This is a genomic window from Ureibacillus sp. FSL E2-3493, from assembly GCF_038077515.1.
Taxonomy (GTDB): domain Bacteria; phylum Bacillota; class Bacilli; order Bacillales_A; family Planococcaceae; genus Ureibacillus; species Ureibacillus halotolerans.
In genome coordinates this window covers 1,833,380-1,853,316 of sequence record NZ_JBBOPK010000001.1, presented here as the reverse complement: position 1 = coordinate 1,853,316, position 19,937 = coordinate 1,833,380, and the positions used below count along the sequence as shown (strand labels likewise).

General features: G+C 32.6%; 22 protein-coding genes and 1 pseudogene. 21 read left to right on the top strand and 2 right to left on the bottom strand.

Features of this window, described 5'->3' with window-relative positions; translation table 11 throughout:
* Window positions 1-289: 289 nt before the first annotated feature.
* From MHH69_RS09410 to MHH69_RS09330, 17 genes and pseudogenes are all read left to right on the top strand, one after another.
* On the top strand, window positions 290-1,150 hold the full coding sequence (locus MHH69_RS09410; protein ID WP_122972645.1) for a RhaT/GlcU family sugar-proton symporter: 861 nt from the start codon (window positions 290-292) through the stop codon (window positions 1,148-1,150).
* 18 nt (window positions 1,151-1,168) lie between these two features.
* A complete protein-coding gene (locus tag MHH69_RS09405) occupies window positions 1,169-1,954 on the top strand; it encodes an SDR family oxidoreductase (RefSeq protein WP_122972644.1) in 786 nt (261 codons plus the stop codon).
* A gap of 157 nt (window positions 1,955-2,111) precedes the next feature.
* Complete coding sequence (locus MHH69_RS09400) at window positions 2,112-2,549, top strand: GNAT family N-acetyltransferase (protein ID WP_241559338.1); 438 nt, start codon at window positions 2,112-2,114, stop codon at window positions 2,547-2,549.
* Between the two features lie 28 nt (window positions 2,550-2,577).
* Complete coding sequence (locus MHH69_RS09395) at window positions 2,578-3,117, top strand: DUF1572 family protein (RefSeq protein WP_122972643.1); 540 nt, start codon at window positions 2,578-2,580, stop codon at window positions 3,115-3,117.
* Window positions 3,118-3,383: 266 nt separating this feature from the next.
* Entirely contained in the window at window positions 3,384-3,797 is a 414-nt protein-coding gene (locus tag MHH69_RS09390) for a hypothetical protein (protein WP_122972642.1), read from the top strand.
* Between the two features lie 178 nt (window positions 3,798-3,975).
* Window positions 3,976-4,377, top strand: coding sequence for a retropepsin-like aspartic protease (locus MHH69_RS09385; RefSeq protein WP_122972641.1), 402 nt, complete (start codon window positions 3,976-3,978; stop codon window positions 4,375-4,377).
* A gap of 26 nt (window positions 4,378-4,403) precedes the next feature.
* Window positions 4,404-5,260, top strand: a pseudogene (locus MHH69_RS09380) (alpha/beta fold hydrolase).
* A gap of 46 nt (window positions 5,261-5,306) precedes the next feature.
* The gene (locus MHH69_RS09375) at window positions 5,307-5,978 is read left to right on the top strand and encodes a GNAT family N-acetyltransferase (RefSeq protein ID WP_341362191.1); all 672 of its coding nucleotides are present in this window, start codon (window positions 5,307-5,309) and stop codon (window positions 5,976-5,978) included.
* A gap of 166 nt (window positions 5,979-6,144) precedes the next feature.
* The gene (locus MHH69_RS09370) at window positions 6,145-7,209 is read left to right on the top strand and encodes a branched-chain amino acid aminotransferase (protein ID WP_341362190.1); all 1,065 of its coding nucleotides are present in this window, start codon (window positions 6,145-6,147) and stop codon (window positions 7,207-7,209) included.
* Window positions 7,210-7,416: 207 nt separating this feature from the next.
* Window positions 7,417-8,166 carry an SDR family NAD(P)-dependent oxidoreductase gene (locus tag MHH69_RS09365; protein ID WP_122972638.1) on the top strand — a complete coding sequence of 250 codons (750 nt, stop codon included), beginning with the start codon at window positions 7,417-7,419 and terminating at the stop codon, window positions 8,164-8,166.
* Between the two features lie 171 nt (window positions 8,167-8,337).
* Window positions 8,338-8,949: an MOSC domain-containing protein gene (locus MHH69_RS09360; RefSeq protein ID WP_406928244.1), complete on the top strand. Its 612-nt coding sequence runs from the start codon at window positions 8,338-8,340 to the stop codon at window positions 8,947-8,949.
* 194 nt (window positions 8,950-9,143) lie between these two features.
* Complete coding sequence (locus tag MHH69_RS09355) at window positions 9,144-9,599, top strand: helix-turn-helix transcriptional regulator (RefSeq protein WP_122972637.1); 456 nt, start codon at window positions 9,144-9,146, stop codon at window positions 9,597-9,599.
* A 286-nt stretch (window positions 9,600-9,885) separates the two neighbouring features.
* On the top strand, window positions 9,886-10,107 hold the full coding sequence (locus tag MHH69_RS09350) for a hypothetical protein (RefSeq protein WP_341362189.1): 222 nt from the start codon (window positions 9,886-9,888) through the stop codon (window positions 10,105-10,107).
* Between the two features lie 69 nt (window positions 10,108-10,176).
* Window positions 10,177-11,721 carry an IS21 family transposase gene (gene istA, locus MHH69_RS09345; RefSeq protein ID WP_341361467.1) on the top strand — a complete coding sequence of 515 codons (1,545 nt, stop codon included), beginning with the start codon at window positions 10,177-10,179 and terminating at the stop codon, window positions 11,719-11,721.
* Window positions 11,721-12,473, top strand: a complete 753-nt coding sequence (gene istB / locus MHH69_RS09340) for an IS21-like element helper ATPase IstB (RefSeq protein WP_341361466.1) — start codon at window positions 11,721-11,723, stop codon at window positions 12,471-12,473. Before istA ends, istB begins: the two co-directional genes overlap by 1 nt.
* A 76-nt stretch (window positions 12,474-12,549) precedes the next feature.
* Window positions 12,550-13,146, top strand: a complete 597-nt coding sequence (locus MHH69_RS09335) for a biotin transporter BioY (protein ID WP_341362188.1) — start codon at window positions 12,550-12,552, stop codon at window positions 13,144-13,146.
* Between the two features lie 167 nt (window positions 13,147-13,313).
* The gene (locus MHH69_RS09330; RefSeq protein ID WP_122972635.1) at window positions 13,314-13,574 is read left to right on the top strand and encodes a DUF2164 family protein; all 261 of its coding nucleotides are present in this window, start codon (window positions 13,314-13,316) and stop codon (window positions 13,572-13,574) included.
* A gap of 572 nt (window positions 13,575-14,146) precedes the next feature.
* On the opposite strand, the gene MHH69_RS09325 is transcribed toward MHH69_RS09330, so the two are convergent.
* Window positions 14,147-14,311 carry an aspartyl-phosphate phosphatase Spo0E family protein gene (locus MHH69_RS09325; RefSeq protein ID WP_122970513.1) on the bottom strand — a complete coding sequence of 55 codons (165 nt, stop codon included), beginning with the start codon at window positions 14,309-14,311 and terminating at the stop codon, window positions 14,147-14,149.
* An 821-nt stretch (window positions 14,312-15,132) separates the two neighbouring features.
* Here MHH69_RS09325 and MHH69_RS09320 point away from each other — a divergent pair.
* The 4 genes from MHH69_RS09320 to MHH69_RS09305 all read left to right on the top strand — a co-directional run bounded on the left by MHH69_RS09320 (window position 15,133) and on the right by MHH69_RS09305 (window position 19,089).
* Complete coding sequence (locus MHH69_RS09320) at window positions 15,133-15,591, top strand: SRPBCC family protein (RefSeq protein WP_122970514.1); 459 nt, start codon at window positions 15,133-15,135, stop codon at window positions 15,589-15,591.
* Between the two features lie 205 nt (window positions 15,592-15,796).
* A complete protein-coding gene (locus tag MHH69_RS09315) occupies window positions 15,797-17,320 on the top strand; it encodes a DEAD/DEAH box helicase (RefSeq protein WP_122970515.1) in 1,524 nt (507 codons plus the stop codon).
* Between the two features lie 58 nt (window positions 17,321-17,378).
* Window positions 17,379-18,161 (top strand): YqhG family protein, encoded by a 783-nt coding sequence (locus tag MHH69_RS09310; protein WP_341362187.1) that lies wholly within the window; start codon window positions 17,379-17,381, stop codon window positions 18,159-18,161.
* Between the two features lie 97 nt (window positions 18,162-18,258).
* Window positions 18,259-19,089, top strand: coding sequence for a carbonic anhydrase (locus tag MHH69_RS09305; protein ID WP_341362186.1), 831 nt, complete (start codon window positions 18,259-18,261; stop codon window positions 19,087-19,089).
* A 40-nt stretch (window positions 19,090-19,129) separates the two neighbouring features.
* Here MHH69_RS09305 and cbpA read toward each other — a convergent pair whose 3' ends face one another.
* Window positions 19,130-19,774 carry a cyclic di-AMP binding protein CbpA gene (gene cbpA / locus MHH69_RS09300; RefSeq protein WP_341362185.1) on the bottom strand — a complete coding sequence of 215 codons (645 nt, stop codon included), beginning with the start codon at window positions 19,772-19,774 and terminating at the stop codon, window positions 19,130-19,132.
* Window positions 19,775-19,937: the final 163 nt, after the last annotated feature.

Sequence of the window (19,937 nt, the reverse complement as noted above, 5' to 3'; positions counted from 1 at the left end):
ACATAGTCGCCATTTGGTTTGATTGGTTAGGTTTAATAAGCTGGATGATTACTGTTATTTTGTTAATAGTTGGTGCATATTTCACGAAATATTTGACAATTAATAAAAAATTTATTTAGTTATGAGGACGTTAATCCATCATCGTTATGGATTAACGTTTTTTTAGGTAATGTATAAATTTTAGTTTCTAAAACAATATAAGATGTACAATTTCACTTTCCTTTTCGTCGTTTGTTGAGCTATGAAAGTAATGAAAATCTGACATCATTTAAACAGGAAGGTTTTGATCATGGATATTTTCTTAGCAGTTTTACCGGCCGTATTTTGGGGAAGTATCGTACTATTTAACGTAAAACTTGGGGGAGGACCTTATAGTCAAACCCTTGGTACAACGTTAGGTGCTTTAATTTTTTCCATTGGGGTTTTTATTTTTACACAACCTAGCATTACACCTTTTGTTTTTATCATTGGTGTTGTTTCGGGATTATTTTGGGCACTTGGTCAAGCAAATCAGCTAAAAAGTATTGATTTAATTGGCGTTTCGAAAACAATGCCTATCTCAACGGGGCTTCAATTAGTTTCCACTACTTTGTTTGGGGTAATTGTTTTTAAAGAATGGTCTACAACGACATCCATTATCCTAGGTGTTCTAGCTATTATTTTCATCATTATCGGGATTATTTTAACATCCCTTCAAAGTAAAGAAGAACAAGCCGCTGAAGAAACGAAAGGAAATTTTAAAAAAGGGATTGTCATTTTATTAATTTCTACTTTTGGTTACTTAGTTTATGTAGTCGTTATTCGTCTATTTAATGTGGACGGATGGACAGCTTTACTTCCTCAAGCGATTGGTATGGTCATCGGGGGGATATTGCTAACTTTTAAACATAAACCATTCAACAAATATGCAATCCGCAACATTATCCCAGGTCTTATTTGGGCTGCAGGGAATATGTTTTTATTCATTTCACAACCTCGAGTAGGTGTTGCGACAAGTTTTTCCCTTTCTCAAATGGGGATCGTCATTTCAACTTTAGGCGGTATTATCATTTTAGGTGAACGAAAAACGAAGCGTCAGCTAATAGGAATTGTTATTGGAATTATACTAATTATCATAGCTGGAGTTATGTTAGGTCTCGCAAAAGTTTAACTAGGAGGGTATTTCAAAATGTACAAAGATTTAGAAGGAAAAGTAGTTGTTATAACAGGTTCTTCTACAGGTTTAGGAAAAGCGATGGCAATTCGTTTTGCAATGGAAAAAGCAAAGGTAGTTGTCAATTATCGCTCTAAAGAAGATGAAGCTAACAGTGTTTTGGAAGAAATTAAAAACATCGGTGGAGAAGCAATTGCTGTAAAAGCTGATGTTACTGTAGAGTCTGAGGTAATCGATTTAGTTCAATCTGCTATACAACATTTTGGAAAACTTGATGTAATGATTAATAATGCGGGATTAGAAAATCCAGTTCCGTCCCATGAGATGACTTTAAGTGATTGGAATCGCGTAATTGATACGAACTTAACAGGAGCATTTATCGGAAGCCGGGAAGCGATTAAATATTTTGTTGAAAACAATGTAAAAGGAAACGTTATTAATATGTCGAGCGTTCATGAGAAAATTCCATGGCCTTTATTTGTTCACTATGCAGCAAGTAAAGGTGGGATCAAGTTAATGACTCAAACATTGGCTATGGAATATGCACCAAAAGGAATTCGAGTAAATAACATTGGACCAGGTGCGATTAATACGCCGATTAATGCAGAAAAATTTGCTGACCCAGTACAACGAGCTGATGTAGAAAGTATGATTCCAATGGGATACATCGGAAAGCCGGAGGAAATAGCAGCTGTCGCAGCATGGCTTGCTTCTTCTGAATCAAGCTATGTAACCGGAATAACGCTCTTTGCTGATGGTGGTATGACATTGTATCCATCATTCCAAGCGGGACGTGGATAATATAATTTAATGATAAAGATAAAACTAGTGGAGAAAAGAAATACTTTTTCTCCACTTTTTTTGTTTAAAGAAAAAAGGATAAGTACCATAAATTATCGAAATATATTCTTACATACGATACATATAAAATTTTACTCAAATGAAGGAGTATCATAAAATGGCCATTGAAATAAGAACAGTGATGCCTATAGATTATGAACAATTAGTCGAATTAATGGGGGATCTAGGTTATCCAACAACTTTTGAAAAACTAATGAAGCGATTTGAAGTTATAGAAAAACACGAAGATTATAAAGCGCTTGTTGCTGTTGAAGGAAATAACGTTGTAGGTTTTGCGGGGATGTGTAAAGCCCTTGCCTTTGAGTTTGATGGTATATATGTACGGTTGCTTGCCTTTGTTGTGAAGTCTAATCAACGGGAAAAAGGAGTAGGCAAAATGCTTCTAAACGCTTGTGAACAATGGGCAATTGAAATAGGTGCAAAAACAATCACTTTAAATAGCGGTAATCGGGAAGAACGGGAAGTAGCCCATTTATTTTATAAAAGAAATGGATTTGAAGGGAAAAGTACAGGTTTCATTAAAAAATTAAATTAGATGTATTTTCTGAATGGAGGAAACAATATTGACAATAGGAAACGAATATTTGAAAAGTGTCATTGGAAAATTTAACAGTGTAAAAAAATTAGGAGACGATACAATCCGACAACTGACTGAAGAAGACTTGCATTGGGCTTATAATACAGAATCTAATAGCATTGCTATCATTGTAAAACATATGAGCGGAAACATGGTATCTAGATGGACAGACTTTTTAACAACAGATGGAGAAAAGGATTATCGAAATCGTGATGACGAATTTACCGACGATATTTCTTCATTAGCTGAACTAAAATCAATTTGGGAAAAAGGGTGGAATACGTTACTCGATACATTAACAAGTTTAACTGAACAAGATCTATTGAGAACAATTTATATTCGTGGTGAAGGGCACACAGTGATTGATGCGATTGAAAGACAATTATCCCATTACTCTTATCACATCGGCCAAATTGTCTTTATTGGAAAACTGGTCAGAGGGGAGCAATGGAATAGTCTAAGCATACCTAAGGGAAAATCTAAGGAGTACTTAATGGAAATGCTTGAGAAACATCAAGGAAAGTAACAGTTTCATACGAAGCGGAGCGTTAATCTATAAAGATTAACGTTTTTTTATTGAAAAAATTAAGGTTGTCCCTTTTTCTATTCCATTTTATTGAAAGGGCAATAATAAAACTTATTGCATCATATGTTAAATTACACCTTAGAATGTGAAATTTACCATTATTTGATGTGGAGAGTGCTAGTAAAGAAAATTGAATGTATTCTGTTAAATAAAGTGCCCTATTAGTCAAATAAATGAGTTTTTAAAGGTAAAAAGGAGGAAATCCATTGAAACATCTTTTGAAACTTTTTTCTTTCATTTTGTTAGTGATGATTATAGTTGCCTGTTCCGATGATAGTCGTTATTTAATTCGGGCTGACGTACAAATTGTAAATGAAGATGAAAGCCTTGAAGAAGAGGAAATGATATTGGATATCATTACGTTAGATTCCATTAAAAGTATCATGCATGAGGTAGATTGGGAACAGGAATCCGATGAAGAGATGGTTCGAAAGGAAGATGTTTTAATTACCCTTTTTTATAAAGAAGATGAAGATTCTCCGGAACAACTTTTTCTTTACCGCATTTGGTTTCATGAAGATCAATCCGTTACAATTATTAGCAATAATGAAGAAGAGGGTTATGGAACATTAGATGAAGAATACGGTATTAAATTAAAAAATATATTAACGAACGGATAAAATAATTAAGAAAGTTAAGAAGAATAGTGTTGATTCTACTAAAACAATCATATATTGGTGAAACAAGAAACGGGTATAAAACATATCCGTTTTTTAATTTTTTCTATTAATGGTTATAACTAGTAATACCTTACAAAACTATTTACATTAAAGTTCGACATAGGGGTAGGTGTTCATAGTGAAAAAATTAATCCTTGATGAAGGACTATTGTTGACGGATATGGAATTAACCTATAAAGGAAAATCAATTCATCTTCAAAGAGTATTAGTTGATACTGGTTCTGCTACTACAATTATTTGTTCTGATTTTGCTGAAGAGATTGGAATTGTTGCGGAGGAAAATGATATGATTTATCGGATTTGCGGTGTAGGCGGTTCAGAACTAGTTTTCTCCAAAACAATCGATGGCATTAAAATAGGGAATATGATTGCGAAGTCTTTTCCTATAGAAATCGGCGCAATGAACTATGATTTTCAATTGGATGGCATTATTGGCTTAAATTTATTAAAAGAATTAAAGGCGATGATTAATATGGGAAATTTGTCATTGCAATTAGAAAACTCGGCGATTCTCGATTAGAAATAAAAGAGGAGGAGGTTATTTACTTGTGGGTTCGACAATTTATAGAAACAACTCGTGGAACTTTTGAGATTTTCGTAAAAGGTGAGGGAGAACCACTTGCTGTGACCCATTTGTATTCGGAGTATGATGAGAGAGGAACGATCGCTGCCAATCCTTATACAGATTATTATAAAGTATATTTAATTAATCTTCGTGGAGCAGGAAATTCAGTAAAAGCTTCCAATATACATCAATATAGTATGGAGGAGTCGGTTCTTGATTTAGAGTCAATAAGGGAGACTTTAAAATTACAAAGATGGGGATTTGCTGGCCATTCAACAGGAGGAATGCTCGCTTTAAAGTATGGTATTAACTTCCCGTCATCTTTAACAAAACTTATTGTTGGGGGAGCTGCTGCTAGTTATGAATACGCCCAGCATCCGAAGTGTATTTATTGTACCGAAAATGCGAATTATAAAAGAATAATAGAAATTATGGATCGATTAAATAGTAAGGAAACAACGATTGAGGAAAGAAAAAGTTTAAGCTATGAGTGGTCATTAATGTCATTTTATAAAGAAGAAAAATTAAAACAATTGTTGACCCAACCAAATAGCGGAAAAACAATTGGAGAAAGATTGCAATATTTTAGAAAATAGAATACCCTACATACGATGTTAGAGATGCATTAAAACTTGTGAATATACCTAGTTATATATATGTTGGATAATATGATAGCCAATGTCCTTTAAAATTTAGTGAAGAAATTGCAGCTCTAATTCCTCAAGCAAATTTAACGATATTCGAAGAAAGTAACCATTATCCATATTTTGAAGAAGCAGAGGAGTTTGAAGAATTTGTTATTAGCACTTTAAGTGAAATAAAAACGACATCTTCATAACAGAAATAAACACGATCATTCATTTACTATGAAAAGGAGAAGGAACATGGAATATATTCGAATCACAAACTTACATGACCCATTATTTAAAAAAATGCATACACTTTTAGGAGAAGTTTTCCCTCCCGAAGAAGTATTGGAGTTTAATCTTTGGAAAGAGCCATTGGAGGATCCAAGTATTCATGTATACGTTGCAGACCATGACGGGGAAGTAGTAGGCGCAACAGAATACCGTTATTATCCCCAATGGAATGTCGCAATGACAGATTTTACAATTATTGGACAACCTGGACTAGCTATTGGACGTTTCCTTGCTGAAAAACGACAAGAGGATTTACATAGGTTAGCCGAGGAAAATGGAAAAGTATTATATGGAGGATTTGCTGAAATTTATAATCCATATTTAAGGAAAGATGTTGAATTTGGTGGAGTCATCCCTATGAATCCTTATGTTCGAAGAGAAGTTTTATCACATCTTGGGTATAAGCGGCTCGATTTCCCTTATGTTCATCCTTCTTGGAAAAATGATGGAGAACCTGTACTTGGTCTAGATTTTTGCTTTATGCCAACGGACGATCATATTACAGAAATTTCTACGGATTTAGTTGTTGATTTTTTAATGGATTATTATTCCGTATTATCAAATAAGCCTAAAATGTGGTATGAGATGTTGGATTTTTTAAAAGCACAAAAAAAGGTAAAATTGCTTCCGTTGTAGAAGAAACGATTTACTTTTACTAGAATAATTAATTTTTTAAAAATTGTTGAGGAATAAATGAAAAAGTTTTACTAGATTGTTTATCAAAAAAGTGTAATATTAATATCTATAGAAGTTTTATAGTGTAAAATTTCGGAACATTCAATTTTCAATGGAGGCAATGACAATGTTAGACATCAAAATAGAATTAACAACAAAACCAAAGGAAAAACCGGCTCCAGACGAATTAGGATTCGGTCATTATTTTACGGACCATATGTTCGTCTTAGATTATACAGAAGGTATTGGATGGCACGATGGTCGCATTGTACCTTATCAACCCCTTTCTTTAGATCCATCTGCAATGATTTTCCATTATGGTCAATCAGTCTTTGAAGGATTAAAAGCATATGTAACGGTAAATAATGAGGCGCTTTTATTCCGTGCGGATCGTAATTTTAAACGTTTAAATAATTCAAATGCTCGTTTATGTATTCCTGAAATTGATGAACAGTATGCATTAGAGGCGTTAAAACAATTAGTATCTATTGATCGTGAATGGATTCCGAGCGCACCCGGAACGTCCCTTTATATTCGACCATTTATTATTGCAACGGAACCGAATTTAGGAGTTCACCCTTCGAAAAACTATCAATTTATTATCATCATGTCTCCATCGGGTTCGTACTATAAGGAAGGAATCAATCCAGTAAAAATTATGGTTGAAGAACAATTTGTTCGTGCTGTCAAAGGGGGTACTGGTGAAGCAAAAACCGGTGGTAACTATGCAAGTGCCTTAAAAGGACAACAAATTGCAGATAAAGAAGGATATTCCCAAACGCTTTGGTTAGATGGGAAGGAAAATAAATATGTAGAAGAAGTAGGAAGTATGAATATCTTCTTTAAAATTAATGGGACTGTCATTACTCCTGCCTTAAACGGTAGTATTTTACCTGGTATTACTCGAGACTCCATGATTCAAGTATTAAAATCGAAACAAATTCCGGTTGAAGAACGTCGCATATCTATTGATGAAGTAGTGGAAGCTGCCCATCAAGGAACGCTAGAAGAAGTATTTGGAACTGGTACTGCTGCCGTTATTTCTCCTGTAGGTGAGTTAAAGTATTTAGATGAAAAAATTGTTATCAATCATGGTGAAATCGGAGAAGTGTCCCAAATGCTTTATGATACATTAACTGGTATTCAAAACGGTTCAATTGAAGATGACTTTGGTTGGACAATTCGTTTATAAATTTCATAGATATTCCTGGATTTTATGGAAGGCTAGTTATTAGACACCCTAACAAATATTTGTTAGGGTTGTTTTATTGGATAGTCAATAAGTCATATCACTATCCAAAGTAAATTATGATTGTAAGAAATCTGTATATACTATGTATAATTTTATTTTTCACATTTGAATTACAGTATTTCATACGGTCTATTGGAGGAATTTTCTATGAGTAAAGTTGCGATTATTACTGGTGGAGGTAGCGGTTTAGGACAAGCTACTGCTGTTCGTTTAGCCCAAGAGGGTATTAATATTGTTGTAGTAGATGTAAGTGAAAAAGGTGGAAACGAAACGGTAGTAATGGTAAAAGAAATTGGCGTCGATTCAATTTTCGTTAAAGCAGATGTGTCAAAACCTGAAGACGTAAAAAATTATGTCGATCAAACAGTAAGCCATTTTGGTACAATTGATTACTTCTTTAATAACGCAGGAATTTCTGGTAGTGGTAAATTCTTTTTAGATACAACATTAGAGGAAATTAATCAAATTGTTGGCATTAATTTACTTGGTGCTCTTTACGGTGTTCGTTATGTTGCCGAAGTCATGTTAAAGAATGGTGGAGGTTCCATTGTTAACACGGCTTCAAGTGCAGGTGTCATTGGACAAGATTCTGTTGTAACGTATTCCGCTACAAAACATGGGATTGTGGGACTAACAAAAAGTATGGTGGCAGAATATGCGAAAGATGGCTTACGAGTAAACGCAATTGCTCCTGGACCAACTGAAACACCAATGGTAAAAACTTTTTATGAAGCAAATCCTGAAATGAAAAAAAATGCAACAGGTGGTATTCCTCAAAAACGTTTAGGTACTCCGGAAGAAGTAGCTGAACTTGTTACTTTCTTATTAACTTCAAAAGCTGAATATATTAATGGTGAAGTTATTCGAATTGATGGGGGCTTTACAAATACAAAATAAAGATATCTTTTTTAATATGGCAATTAGCTAAGTTTTGCATCTAGACAATTTTGTCTAGATGCTTTTTCCTTTTTATTGTTAAATTTTGTTATAATAAGAGAAACAAATGAACTAAAAAGGAATGATATAGTGATTGAATTAAAAAACTTTTCAATCGGTTTACCGAAACAGATGAAGTACGGAGATGACTTAGAAGTATCAACGGCCATTTGTAAAGAACAAGTTGAAGAAGCTTATTTAACTAAAAATGGTTTTAATGGAGATGGAGTTGCGGATTTAAAACATCATGGTGGACCTGATCGAGCAGTTTGTGTTTACCCTTTTGAACATTATAAACTTTGGGAAGAAGAGTTTGGTCACGTCCTTTCAGCTTCTACATTCGGAGAAAATATTACGGTAACAAATATGTTAGAAGCAGATGTTCATATTGGGGATATTTATCAACTTGGAGATGCGGTCATTCAAATAACTCAAGGTAGAGTTCCATGTAGTACGATTACAAAAAGAACAAATAATCCTCTTATTATGAAAAGGATGGTTGAAACGGGTTTCACAGGATACTTATGCCGAGTTTTAGAAGAAGGAAATGTATGCCAAAATTCCAAAATTCGGTTAATTGAAAAACACCCAAAACGAGTTTCCGTTTTATATGGTAACGATTTATATTTTCATCGTCCTAAGGACATAGAAGGGATAAAAAAGATGTTGGAAGTCAAGGAGCTTGCTGAGGAATGGAAAGCTTATTTAACTAAACGATTAAATAAATTAGTAAATTCAAATTAATCCTTTCATTTTCTAACTAAAAATGTTCATGCAGATTATTCATTTTGCCTAACCTGTAAAAAAATTTGGAAAATTTCTTTATAATATGTAACCTTTTTCTCCCTTTGACGGTCTAACATTTAGGAGATGTTTCTTACTATATTGATTTAATAAAAAGAAAAAAGGTAAAATTAACAACTTTTGGGGTGGTATCGATGGATCGTGACTTTATTATTCAAATTGCTTCTGAGAATTTGAAAACAATAAGGACAGAGCACAATTACACTCAAGATAAAATGGCAGAAATACTAGGAATATCCAAAAAAACATTAGTTCAAATTGAAAAAGAACGGACCCTTGCTGATTGGACGACAGCAATTGCCATATGTGCTCTGTTTCGGGAAAGCTGCATTTTACAAAAACAAATGGGTGGGGATCCGTTAGAAGTGATTGAATTAACAGTCCATGACGTAATTATTCGTCCTCAAGAAAAAACAATGGGCGGACATATTATGTGGAAGAATATTACAGAATATAAAGGCTTTAAACTTCAACGAAATTTATTAAGTAAACATTTTCGTATTTTAGATGATGAAAATTATCGATTAATTAGTACTTTTGATGAGCAAGTAGCAAAGGAAAAATGGAAAGATATTCAAAGAACAATATAAGTCTAAGTAAACTAGCCCTTACCGAAGAAACTACATAATAAATGTTTTAACATATAAAATAATGGGCTATAAATTGAATTCCATTTTATAAAAGTAAAAATCAATCACCTAATAAGAGGTGATTGATGTCTTTACCATTCCTATTCCAAACTACCCTTACATACTTTTCCCCTTATTTCTTCTGCATGTTTTTATTCCAATTTTCTAATAATAAATGATATGTATAAGTTATTTCCATTTTTATTTTTATCCAAATTTGAATTGATTCGGTATGGAGGGGTTTTATATGAGAATAGAAGTTGGAGAAGGGCTAGATATCGTAGGGGATATTCATGCTTGTTATGATGAATTCCTTATACTTCTTGAAAAACTAGGTTACAAACAAAAAGATAAAGGGTTTTTCTATCACCCAAATGGTAGGAAATTAGTTTCTTTAGGTGACGTTATGAGCAGAGGGCCAAAGTCCATTGTATTTGATAAGCTAAAACTGAGCCACCATCGCAGTTGAAAAGTGAGCCACTTTTATATGAAAATAATCCTAACTTCATAGAGTTAGGAGCGTATAGAGGTGATTTCTTTGGAGAAGAAACAAAAAGTTTTATTAGCCTTTCATAAAGAAAATAAGAGTCAACGTCAAATTGCGAAGGAGCTTGGGATTTCTCGGAATACTGTAAAAAAGTATATCGAAGAGGATCTTGAAAAAAGAAAGCAAGATATTCGAGAACTACCTATTACAGATAACTATGTAACGCCTCCGTCGTATAAAAAGCGAAAAGGCAATAAACGTGCATTAACACCTACGGTGATGAAACGTATTCGAAAAATGTTAAAAGATAATGAATTTAAACGGCAACATCAGATGCACAAGCAACAACTAAAAATGATTGATATTCATGAAAAGTTATTAGATGAAGGTTTTGAAATTAGTTATACCACTGTTAGAAATTTTGTAAATAGTGAGGAGAAACGTCAAAAAGAAGTGTTTATTCGTCAAAAGGCAACTGCTGGTCATGAGATTGAATTTGACTGGGGTGAAGTAAAATTAATCATTGATCAAACGTTACGTTCTCTTTCGATGGCGGTCTTTACCCTACCATATAGTAATGATCGATTTGCCTATTTGTATGAATCAGAAACAATGGTTTGTGTACAAGATGCACATGTAAAGTGTATTAACTATTTAGGCTTTGTACCAGAGGTATTTACATACGATAATATGCGAACTGTTGTAAAAAACTTTATTGGAACTGAGCGTGAGATTACCGATGGTATGAAAAATCTATCGATGCATTATCATTTTAAAATACGACTATGTGAACCGAGAAAAGGAAATCAGAAGGGGCATGTGGAGCGGAGTGTAGAATACATCCGTCGGAAAGCATTTGCCCATCGAGATACGTTTACAAGTTTAGAAGAAGCTCAGGCCTATCTAACAGAAATCATCATGAGATTAAACTCTCGTAAACATTATAAGAAAAATCAAACCCACCATGAATTAATGCTAGAAGAACGTGCAGCTCGGCAAGTAAGTGCAGATATTATTCCATTTGATGCCTCTGAGTTGTTTGAATTTAGAGTGGACAAATATAGCACGATTACTTATAGACAAAATCGTTATTCTGTTCCAGAAGGACATGTAGGAGAATGGGTGAAAGTAAAAGCGAGTGCGGAAAAAATTCTTATTTTTAGTGATAATGCCTGTATCGCAACACATAAGCGAAGTTGGCAGATCCATCAGTGGATTATGGATATCTATCATTACTTACGTACATTTGAAAAGAAAAAAGGTGCATTGGCTCAAAGTGAATGTTTGAGTCAAGCACCAACAAAAATAAAAAAATTATACAAAGATTATTATATTGGAAATGAGCGAGATTTTCTAGAGTTACTTATCTATCTAAAAGAACATAACAATCTAGAAAAAATCATAGTGGCAGTTGAACAACTTGAGAAGAACCCTATGGTTCAAATATCAACAGATAAGATTATTTTCTTAGCTAATCAATGCGAACACATTCATAAAACTGTACATTCCAAAAATGAGGTCACCACCCAATCTCTCGAAAATCTTTCAGCCATTACGGCATTATTCGAAACTAAAAAGACAGGGGTGCTTCATTAATGGATAAGCGACAAGAAATGATTGAAATGTGTAAAGAACTTCGACTACCAAGCATTCGAGGATTTATACAAGATGATGATATGTGGAAACAATATCAGACAGCAGAAGATTTCTTATATCACGCACTGGTCCAAGAGATGCAAGATCGAGAAGTGCGAGCAAAAGCGAATCGGATTCGTTCAGCGAATTTTCCAGAAAAGAAACTATTAACTGAATTAGAGACTGAGAGATTACCGCAAAATGCGGCCTCTCGTCTCTCTCATTTAAAGAAATTAGATTTTATTCAAGAAAAACAAAACGTTTTATTAATCGGATCACCAGGTACAGGTAAAACACATATAGCAATTGGTTTAGGAATTGAAGCTTGTTTAGCAGGTTATAAGGTGTATTTTACAACGGTGTCATCCCTTGTAAATCAGTTAAAAGAAAGCCGTTCTGAAAGAACGTTACGTTCATTTGAATTGAGGTTTGAAAAGTATGATTTAGTGATTATCGATGAGCTAGGTTACATTTCTTTTGATAAAGAAGGCGCAGAATTATTATTTACTCATCTTTCCCTACGGGCAGGACGAGCGTCAACGATAGTTACAAGTAATTTATCATTTGATCGCTGGGAAGAAGTTTTTCATGATCCAGTTTTAACAGCTGCTTTAACAGACCGATTAACACATAGAGCCTATATGATAGACATGGTTGGACCATCTTATCGAATATTAGATACAAAAGAATGGCTAGAAAATAGTTCGGTTTAAGTGGATCAGTTTTTAATTAATAAATGGCTCAATTTTTACTTGCGAAATACAGTCCATTTTAACGATGGTTTTTTTCTTGAAGCATGTTGAAGCAGGGCTAGCCTATATGATTGATAGTAATCATGGTTGGAAAATTGCGCGGTGGTTAGATGGGCGGAATGTTCAACTACGACATGGTGATGAAAAAGTTGCAGAGGAGTTTAGATTGTATGAAAAGGAATATGGATTGCAAAAGACGCAGGATTTAAAGGCCAAACTTAAGACATTGCTTTTGGAAGCCCCTTCCCATTATATTGTTACTGAAAATGGTAAGGAAAAACTTGTTTGTACCCATGCAGGAATTAAAGATGAATATATCGGAAAAGAAAATAATAAAATTAAAAATTTTTGTCGCTATGGGGATGTAGCAGGAATGGATGATAAAGGTAAACCGATTAGACGCGATTGGTTTGAAAAGCACGAAGGGGAATTAAAGATTGTATGGGGACATGACCCAAAACCAGAACCGTTTATGAAAAATAATACGATTAACATTGATCAAGGTGTTGTCTTTGGAGGAAAACTGACATGTTATCGTTATCCAGAAGAACAGTTTGTTTTTGTAGAAGCTTTGAAAAATCATTCAGGAAAAAATGATTTAGATAATCCTTTATATAGGTGTAAAGCAGATTAATAATATATATGAAAGGTTATTACAATTACGTAATACCTTTTTATTTTTTATACTTTTGTATATTTTTTAACAAATTAAGGAAAAGCAAATCAGTGATTAGTAAAATAATGGGAATTATGTTATATATATTGATAGTGAGAAAAGAGAGAGAAAAGGGGGAACATTGAGTGAGTTTAAATTTTTCAAAAGAACAGTATCAATTATTTTATGAGATTCAGAACTTTTTCTTTAATGAAATGACGGTAAATCTTTCGGATCAAGAAATAGAAAAGCTCCTATTGTTTATTCAAGAAACTGTATCACCCTACCTATATAACTCCATTTTATACGATGTGTACCGTATCATTGAAAAACAATGCGAGAACATTGAAGAAGAGGTGCTAAATTTAGAAAAATCAAAAAAAAATGTAAAATCCCTTTATAATTAATTTCGCTTTCTAAGAGGTGTTACATATTACTTTGTGAGTTTGCAATAAAGTTGACATCACTTTATTGCAAACTCTTTTAGTTTTACCTTTTAACTTCATCATACCCAATGTATTTTTCCTCACATATCTATTCCACAAATACACCAAATATAATGAGGTGGAGTTGAGAAAGGAAATATACTAGTAAAATTTTAAAAAAATCAAATTTTTTGTTTAACAGACGTTTCTTCGGGTAATTCAATAATAGTGAATAGTAAGTAATAAAATTAAGTAATCCTACAATAATAATGATAGTTTGTCAGTGAAAAATGGATGGATCAAACAGAAGAATATGTAACATGAGTAGCGAAATTAGAATGTGATATTCCAATCGTTGTTCATACATAATTATTTATGCAGCTACATATAATGTTGAAGATTGTAAGTAAGTGAAGGGTAATATACTTACACTTAAATGTAACGGCTAATTTCTCATAATTTGAAATTGAAAATCCCAGTTAAGCAGATTGACTCTAGCCTAACTGGGATAATATACAAATAAAAATTGTAATGTGATAATAAAAATTCCTCCTTTATGCAGCTTTATGTAAATAGATATTAAGTAAAGCATCTAATTCTTGGCTACATGTTACAGTTTCGGGGTGAGTAAAGCCTAAATTGTTTGCTTTTTTATACATATCCTTTCTTTTCATTTCAATAAGTAGTTTTAAAATTTGTCTATAAAATTTACTTCGCATTTAAATAATCCTCCAAGATTTAGTATTATATTAAAATTTAATAGATTTGTAATTTACTTTAGTAATTGTATATTACTTATCTTAAAAATTATGTCGGTTCATGGTTGAAAAAACGGAATTCACAAATATGTCACAATTAATCTTTTAAATAGACACATATTTTCATTTTAATCTTTGTAATAAATTTTTTTTTTGCGTAACGCTAGTAATCCCTAACAACCTCCGTATTTTAAAATAATCAAGACTTGTTTTAAAAAAATTAGTCCAATTAAGGTGAATTTGTCAAAATGCAAATTGTCGAAGTCGACACATACTCGAATAATGACGATTTTTTAAGAATACTTGTTGAAAAGAAAGAAAATAAATGAGTGATTAAATAGTTAGAAAATTTGAAATTTTTAATTGAAAAATATTATATTACAAAACTATTATTGGATCACTTTCAAAGTGAAAAATTTCACATTTTCTAATTTCTCCATGGAGCTTTTGTACTACTAATTTTCAAATTGTATAAAATAGTATACATGTATAAAATAGTTTACAAAAGATATTTTATATAATTACTAACAAATTTACAATATTTTTCTTTTTACAATATGCTGAACTTTATGTTACAAAATGATGTGGATTTGGATATATTTGTAACAAAATATAGGGGAGCTAAAATTTAAATTAGCTGCTTTTGAAAGAGAAATTAACGTAGGTCTTTTAAATTAATTTCCATTTTTTGAGTTTCTGCTATCCGTATAAAGTTACAAGTTATTGGTAAATTATAGTTGGAAAAGATAGTATAAGAGTAAGACATACTTTGGGGGGGAAAAGTGAAATCCTGGTCAAAAGAAATCGTAATTCATGCATCAATAGAAAAAATATGGAAGTTATTCGATGGTAATGTAGAAGAAATGCAAAAAATAATGCCTCAAGTTGTATCCCATGAACCGCTTAAGCTCACTTCCAATAAAGTTGGAAGTGTATATCTTCAAAAATATCGAGAAGGTAAACGAATCCAAGAGTATGAAGTAAAAACGTTAGAGTATGAGAATGAGTGCGATTATAAAAAACTAACGATAGGATTTAATCTTGCACAATGGTTTAATATATCAGCCCAATATGAATTGGAAAAAATAGATGATCAAAAAACGCTTTTTAAATACAAGACGACGAATCAACCTTTGAAATGGTTTTTAAAACCATTAGTAAAGTTTGCATCTGATAAACCTGTTATTCAATTTATGGGAAGGGTAAAAAAAGTAGCAGAAGCTGACTTAAAGGACAGATAAGTTTCTGTTCTTTTTTTGTTCCTTTACGTATATCATCCAAAGGTATAAATGGGTCTTCCAAATAAAATGAAACAAATCCCACTTATTTCTAAAAACATCCATAAATTTATTATTTTCACTAAAATGCTTGTTTTACTCCAATGTTCATTTATATTTTTTTATTTTTTGGACATTATAAAAGTTATAACAAGCGAGGTGTCTTCAAATGATTATTGAACGATCGACTAACTGGAGAGAGGACTTTTTTGAACGCTTTGAACAAGATGGTCCATGGGATAGTTGGACCCTTTATAAAATGAGTTATGAAATTGAGAAAATGAACTTAATACCTGAGTTTTCCGGATTGCAAGCTCCGAAATTTTTAACAAACTTACAATTATTACCTCATCAAGTAGAAGCAGCCCAAACCGTTATCGAAAAGATGAATGGAAAAGCGATTTTAGCAGATGAGGTAGGTCTAGGGAAAACCATAGAAGCCGGTTTGATTATGAAAGAATATATGATTCGTGGTTTAGTGAAGAAAGCCCTTATTTTAGTTCCCGCATCGTTGCAAAACCAATGGGTGACAGAGTTGAATGTACGTTTTTTCATACCAGCTATCTCCTATCGGAAAAATACACCTATTGATCATTATGATGTGGTAGTTATGAGTATGGATACTGCCAAAAAAAGTCCCCATCGAGAAAAAATTTATGAACAAGATTACGATATGATCATTATAGATGAAGCACATAAATTAAAAAATCATAAAACGCAAATCTATGAATTCGTACAAAGTTTAAAGAAAAAGTTTTGCCTGTTATTAACAGCAACACCGATTCAAAATGATGTATTTGAGATCTTTTACTTAGTTTCTTTATTAAAACCTGGTCATTTAGGTAACTATGAGGCATTTCAAAGTTCCTTTTCAGCTACAAAAAATAGTCTAGATGGAGAGAAATATTTAAGAGAGCTTGTGAATCAAGTAATGGTAAGGAACAGAAGACATGATACGGGAGTTGAGTGGACAAGAAGGAAAGTTCAAACGATAACAGTACAGTTCACTGAACAAGAAAAAGAAGTTTACGACATGATTAGTGAATTGAAATCAATATCCTCAATCTTTTCAAGCTCCTTTACAATGGTGACTTTACTGAAGGAAATGTGTAGCAGTAAAGAAGCGACCTTTTTAACGTTAAATAAAATGCTCCAAAAATGTGCTCAATCAGAAGAGAAGGAATATATAGAAGCAATAATGGAGAAGTTAATGAATCTAGAAATTAATGCAAAAGCGGAAAAGGTAATTGAAATTATAGAAAAAGCACAAGATAAAGTCATTATTTTTACTGAATATCGAGCAACACAAGCTTATTTACAATGGTATTTATACACAAAAGGAATTACTAGTGTATTATTTAACGGGAAATTTAGTAAAAGTAAACGGGATTGGATGAAACAATTATTCCGAGAACGTGCTCAAGTGCTTATAGCAACAGAGTCTGGAGGAGAGGGGATTAACCTTCAATTCTGTCATCATGTTATTAACTATGATTTACCGTGGAATCCGATGAAGTTGGAACAAAGAATAGGGCGTGTTCACCGTTTAGGACAAGAAGAAGATGTCCATATTTATAATTTAGCGATTGAACAGACGATTGAGCAGAAAATTTTAGATTTATTAAGTAGTAAAATTGATGTTTTTGAAAAAGTAGTAGGAGATTTAGACGACATTTTAACTCGAAAGGCGTAATTGTTGGATGATTAACTATAAAAAAATAGACCTTGGATGAAAAAGGGGTACTAATTTTATGTATGCTGAGGAAATTCATAATTATTTAAAAAGCTTTTTTAATGAAACAGGTTGCGAAGTTCTATCTGATGAAGGGCATTTATTAATGGTTCAATTAACAGTTGATATTGATAAAAAAATAATGAATCGCCCCTTCTACTGGCAATATATCGAGGCAACAAATAGTACGCCAAATCCAGCCAGACTTACATTAATTACGAATCGAACAAAAATAGATAATCCATTAATGGGTGAAATTATTCATTTCGGTTCTGGAAGATTAAATCAAATATTTAAAGCAACAAAGGACCTTGGTTCATTCGTAAAGATGTATCAACAATTTAGTAATGAGGAAGGGAAACAACAAACGTTAACACCATATTTTTGTGTTAATTATAAAGTTTCCTATTATTGTGATTACACAAAGGAAAAGCTTTATTCTTTAGGAATTAATTTAATAAATGGCGAGATTGAAGACCATTTTCATGAATTTGTTAGTCAATTAGATTTGGAACCTCTACCACCTAAAGATACTTTTTGTTTGCAATATATTATAAAGCCAACAAGAGCTTTGGAACGGTTAGATTTAATGATTCAAAATATTATCCAAAAGGATGATCATTCTTGGGCAGAAGAAGCAAAAAAACGATGGGTTAAAGAACAGGAAGTGTTAGATTACTTTTATGTTGGCGTAAAAGAAAAACCGGAAAGTTATGAAATTGAGAAAAGGGGATTGGAAGACCGGTTTAACCCTCGAATTAAAGTCGAAATCATCAACGGAGGTTTATTTTATATTAAATAATTTTTCCTTATAAAAATAAAAATTTTCTTATGTTGAATAGAAAGAATAGATTATTGGCTACCTTGATAAAAAGTATATGAAAAAGGAGAAAACACAAATGAAAAAAAGCTACATCTATGCTTTTTTATTAATTGCCATTGTTGTAGTCGCAGTAAGCTATATAGTAAATCCTCCAATTGAACAAGCCCCAGTTGAAAATAAACAACAATTAACAGCGAACAATGGGGCTTCTCCTAATGGGGAAACGAACAATTCAAATGAAATGTTGAATGTTAATTCCAATTATGAAGCTTGTGGCAAAGGTACATTACAATCGCCTATTAACATAGAAGTAAATGAAACGATTGACGAAGAGCAGGCAAAAAAATTAGCAGAACAAGTGTCATTAAATTACGATCAAGCGATATTTGCGGTGGAAAATATTGGACATACAATAGAAGCTAACTCAACTACATTAGATAATTCTCTTTTAATGAACGACAAGGAATTTAAATTAACAGGAATTCATTTCCATTCTCCGAGTGAGCACCAATTAAATGGCCAATACTTCGATATGGAAGCGCAACTTTTCCATGAATCAGAAGAGGGTGAGCTAGCCATTATCGGTTTATTCATTGAAAGTGGAAAAGAAAATGCCGTTTTAGCAGAAATGTGGGATGAAATACCAACTGATGGTGATGCGGCAGTGAAATTGTTAAAAAACCCTGTTGATTTACAACAGCTTTTACCTGAAAATAAAGAAGTATATCAATATGTGGGATCTTTAACAGCTCCTCCATGTACAGAAGGTGTTAACTGGTTAATCTTAGAGGAGCCAATTGAAATGTCGAATGAACAAATTAATCGTTTTAGCTCCATTTTTTTACAGAATAATCGGCCAATACAACAATTAAATGATCGAGATGTATATAAATTTAATTTAAATTAAAAGGAAATGCGATTGAGAAGTTTTTCTCAATCGCATTTGTTCATTTGAATTGATCTTGATTAAATATTTCTACATCGATTAGCCTTGCTCCTACTTTGTGAAGAAGTTCTTCTACTTCTTTAATGGTTTGGTTGTTTGCTCCTTTACCTAAAGTCACAATAATTCTTCTTAAATACCAATTGTCATCATCGATTGAAAATACACCCTTTATAGTAGATTTTTTCTTAATGAGAGTTAAAATTTTAGCTAAAATTCCTTCCGTATCAGGAAGGGCAATTGTTAATGCACAACTGCCTGTTTTATATCCCCAAGCTTCTTCCAACAATTCAAATACTTTCGAATGGGTAATAATGCCTACAAATTGTTGATGTTCATCAACTACAGCTAAATAGGGTAGTCGTTTTATTGAAAAGAACACTTTAAAAAAAGAGCTTTCTTCATAAATGCGTCCATCTACATCTTGAACAAGTTGTGATATCGGAATATCCATATTGGGTTGTTCCAATAAATGTTCCAAAATCGCTACTTTATATGCATTTCCAATAAATTTTTGCCCATGGTCATCAAGAATCGGAATGCAGCGGAAGCCAGATTCTTTCAGTTTTGCTAAAACAGAAGTACAACTTTCTGATTCTGTACACCATACAACATCACTTTTTTTCACATATCTTTGTTTTACGATCAATTTTTTTCTTCCCTTCTCGTTGAGCGATTCCAAATTTTCTTAATAAAAACTGGAAATTTGGGCAAATGATTTTCATCATATTTTAGAATATGACCGCATAATTCGTTATATTCAACGAATAACAGTATAAATTTATGCGGATTGCAAAAAATAAAGATGCACA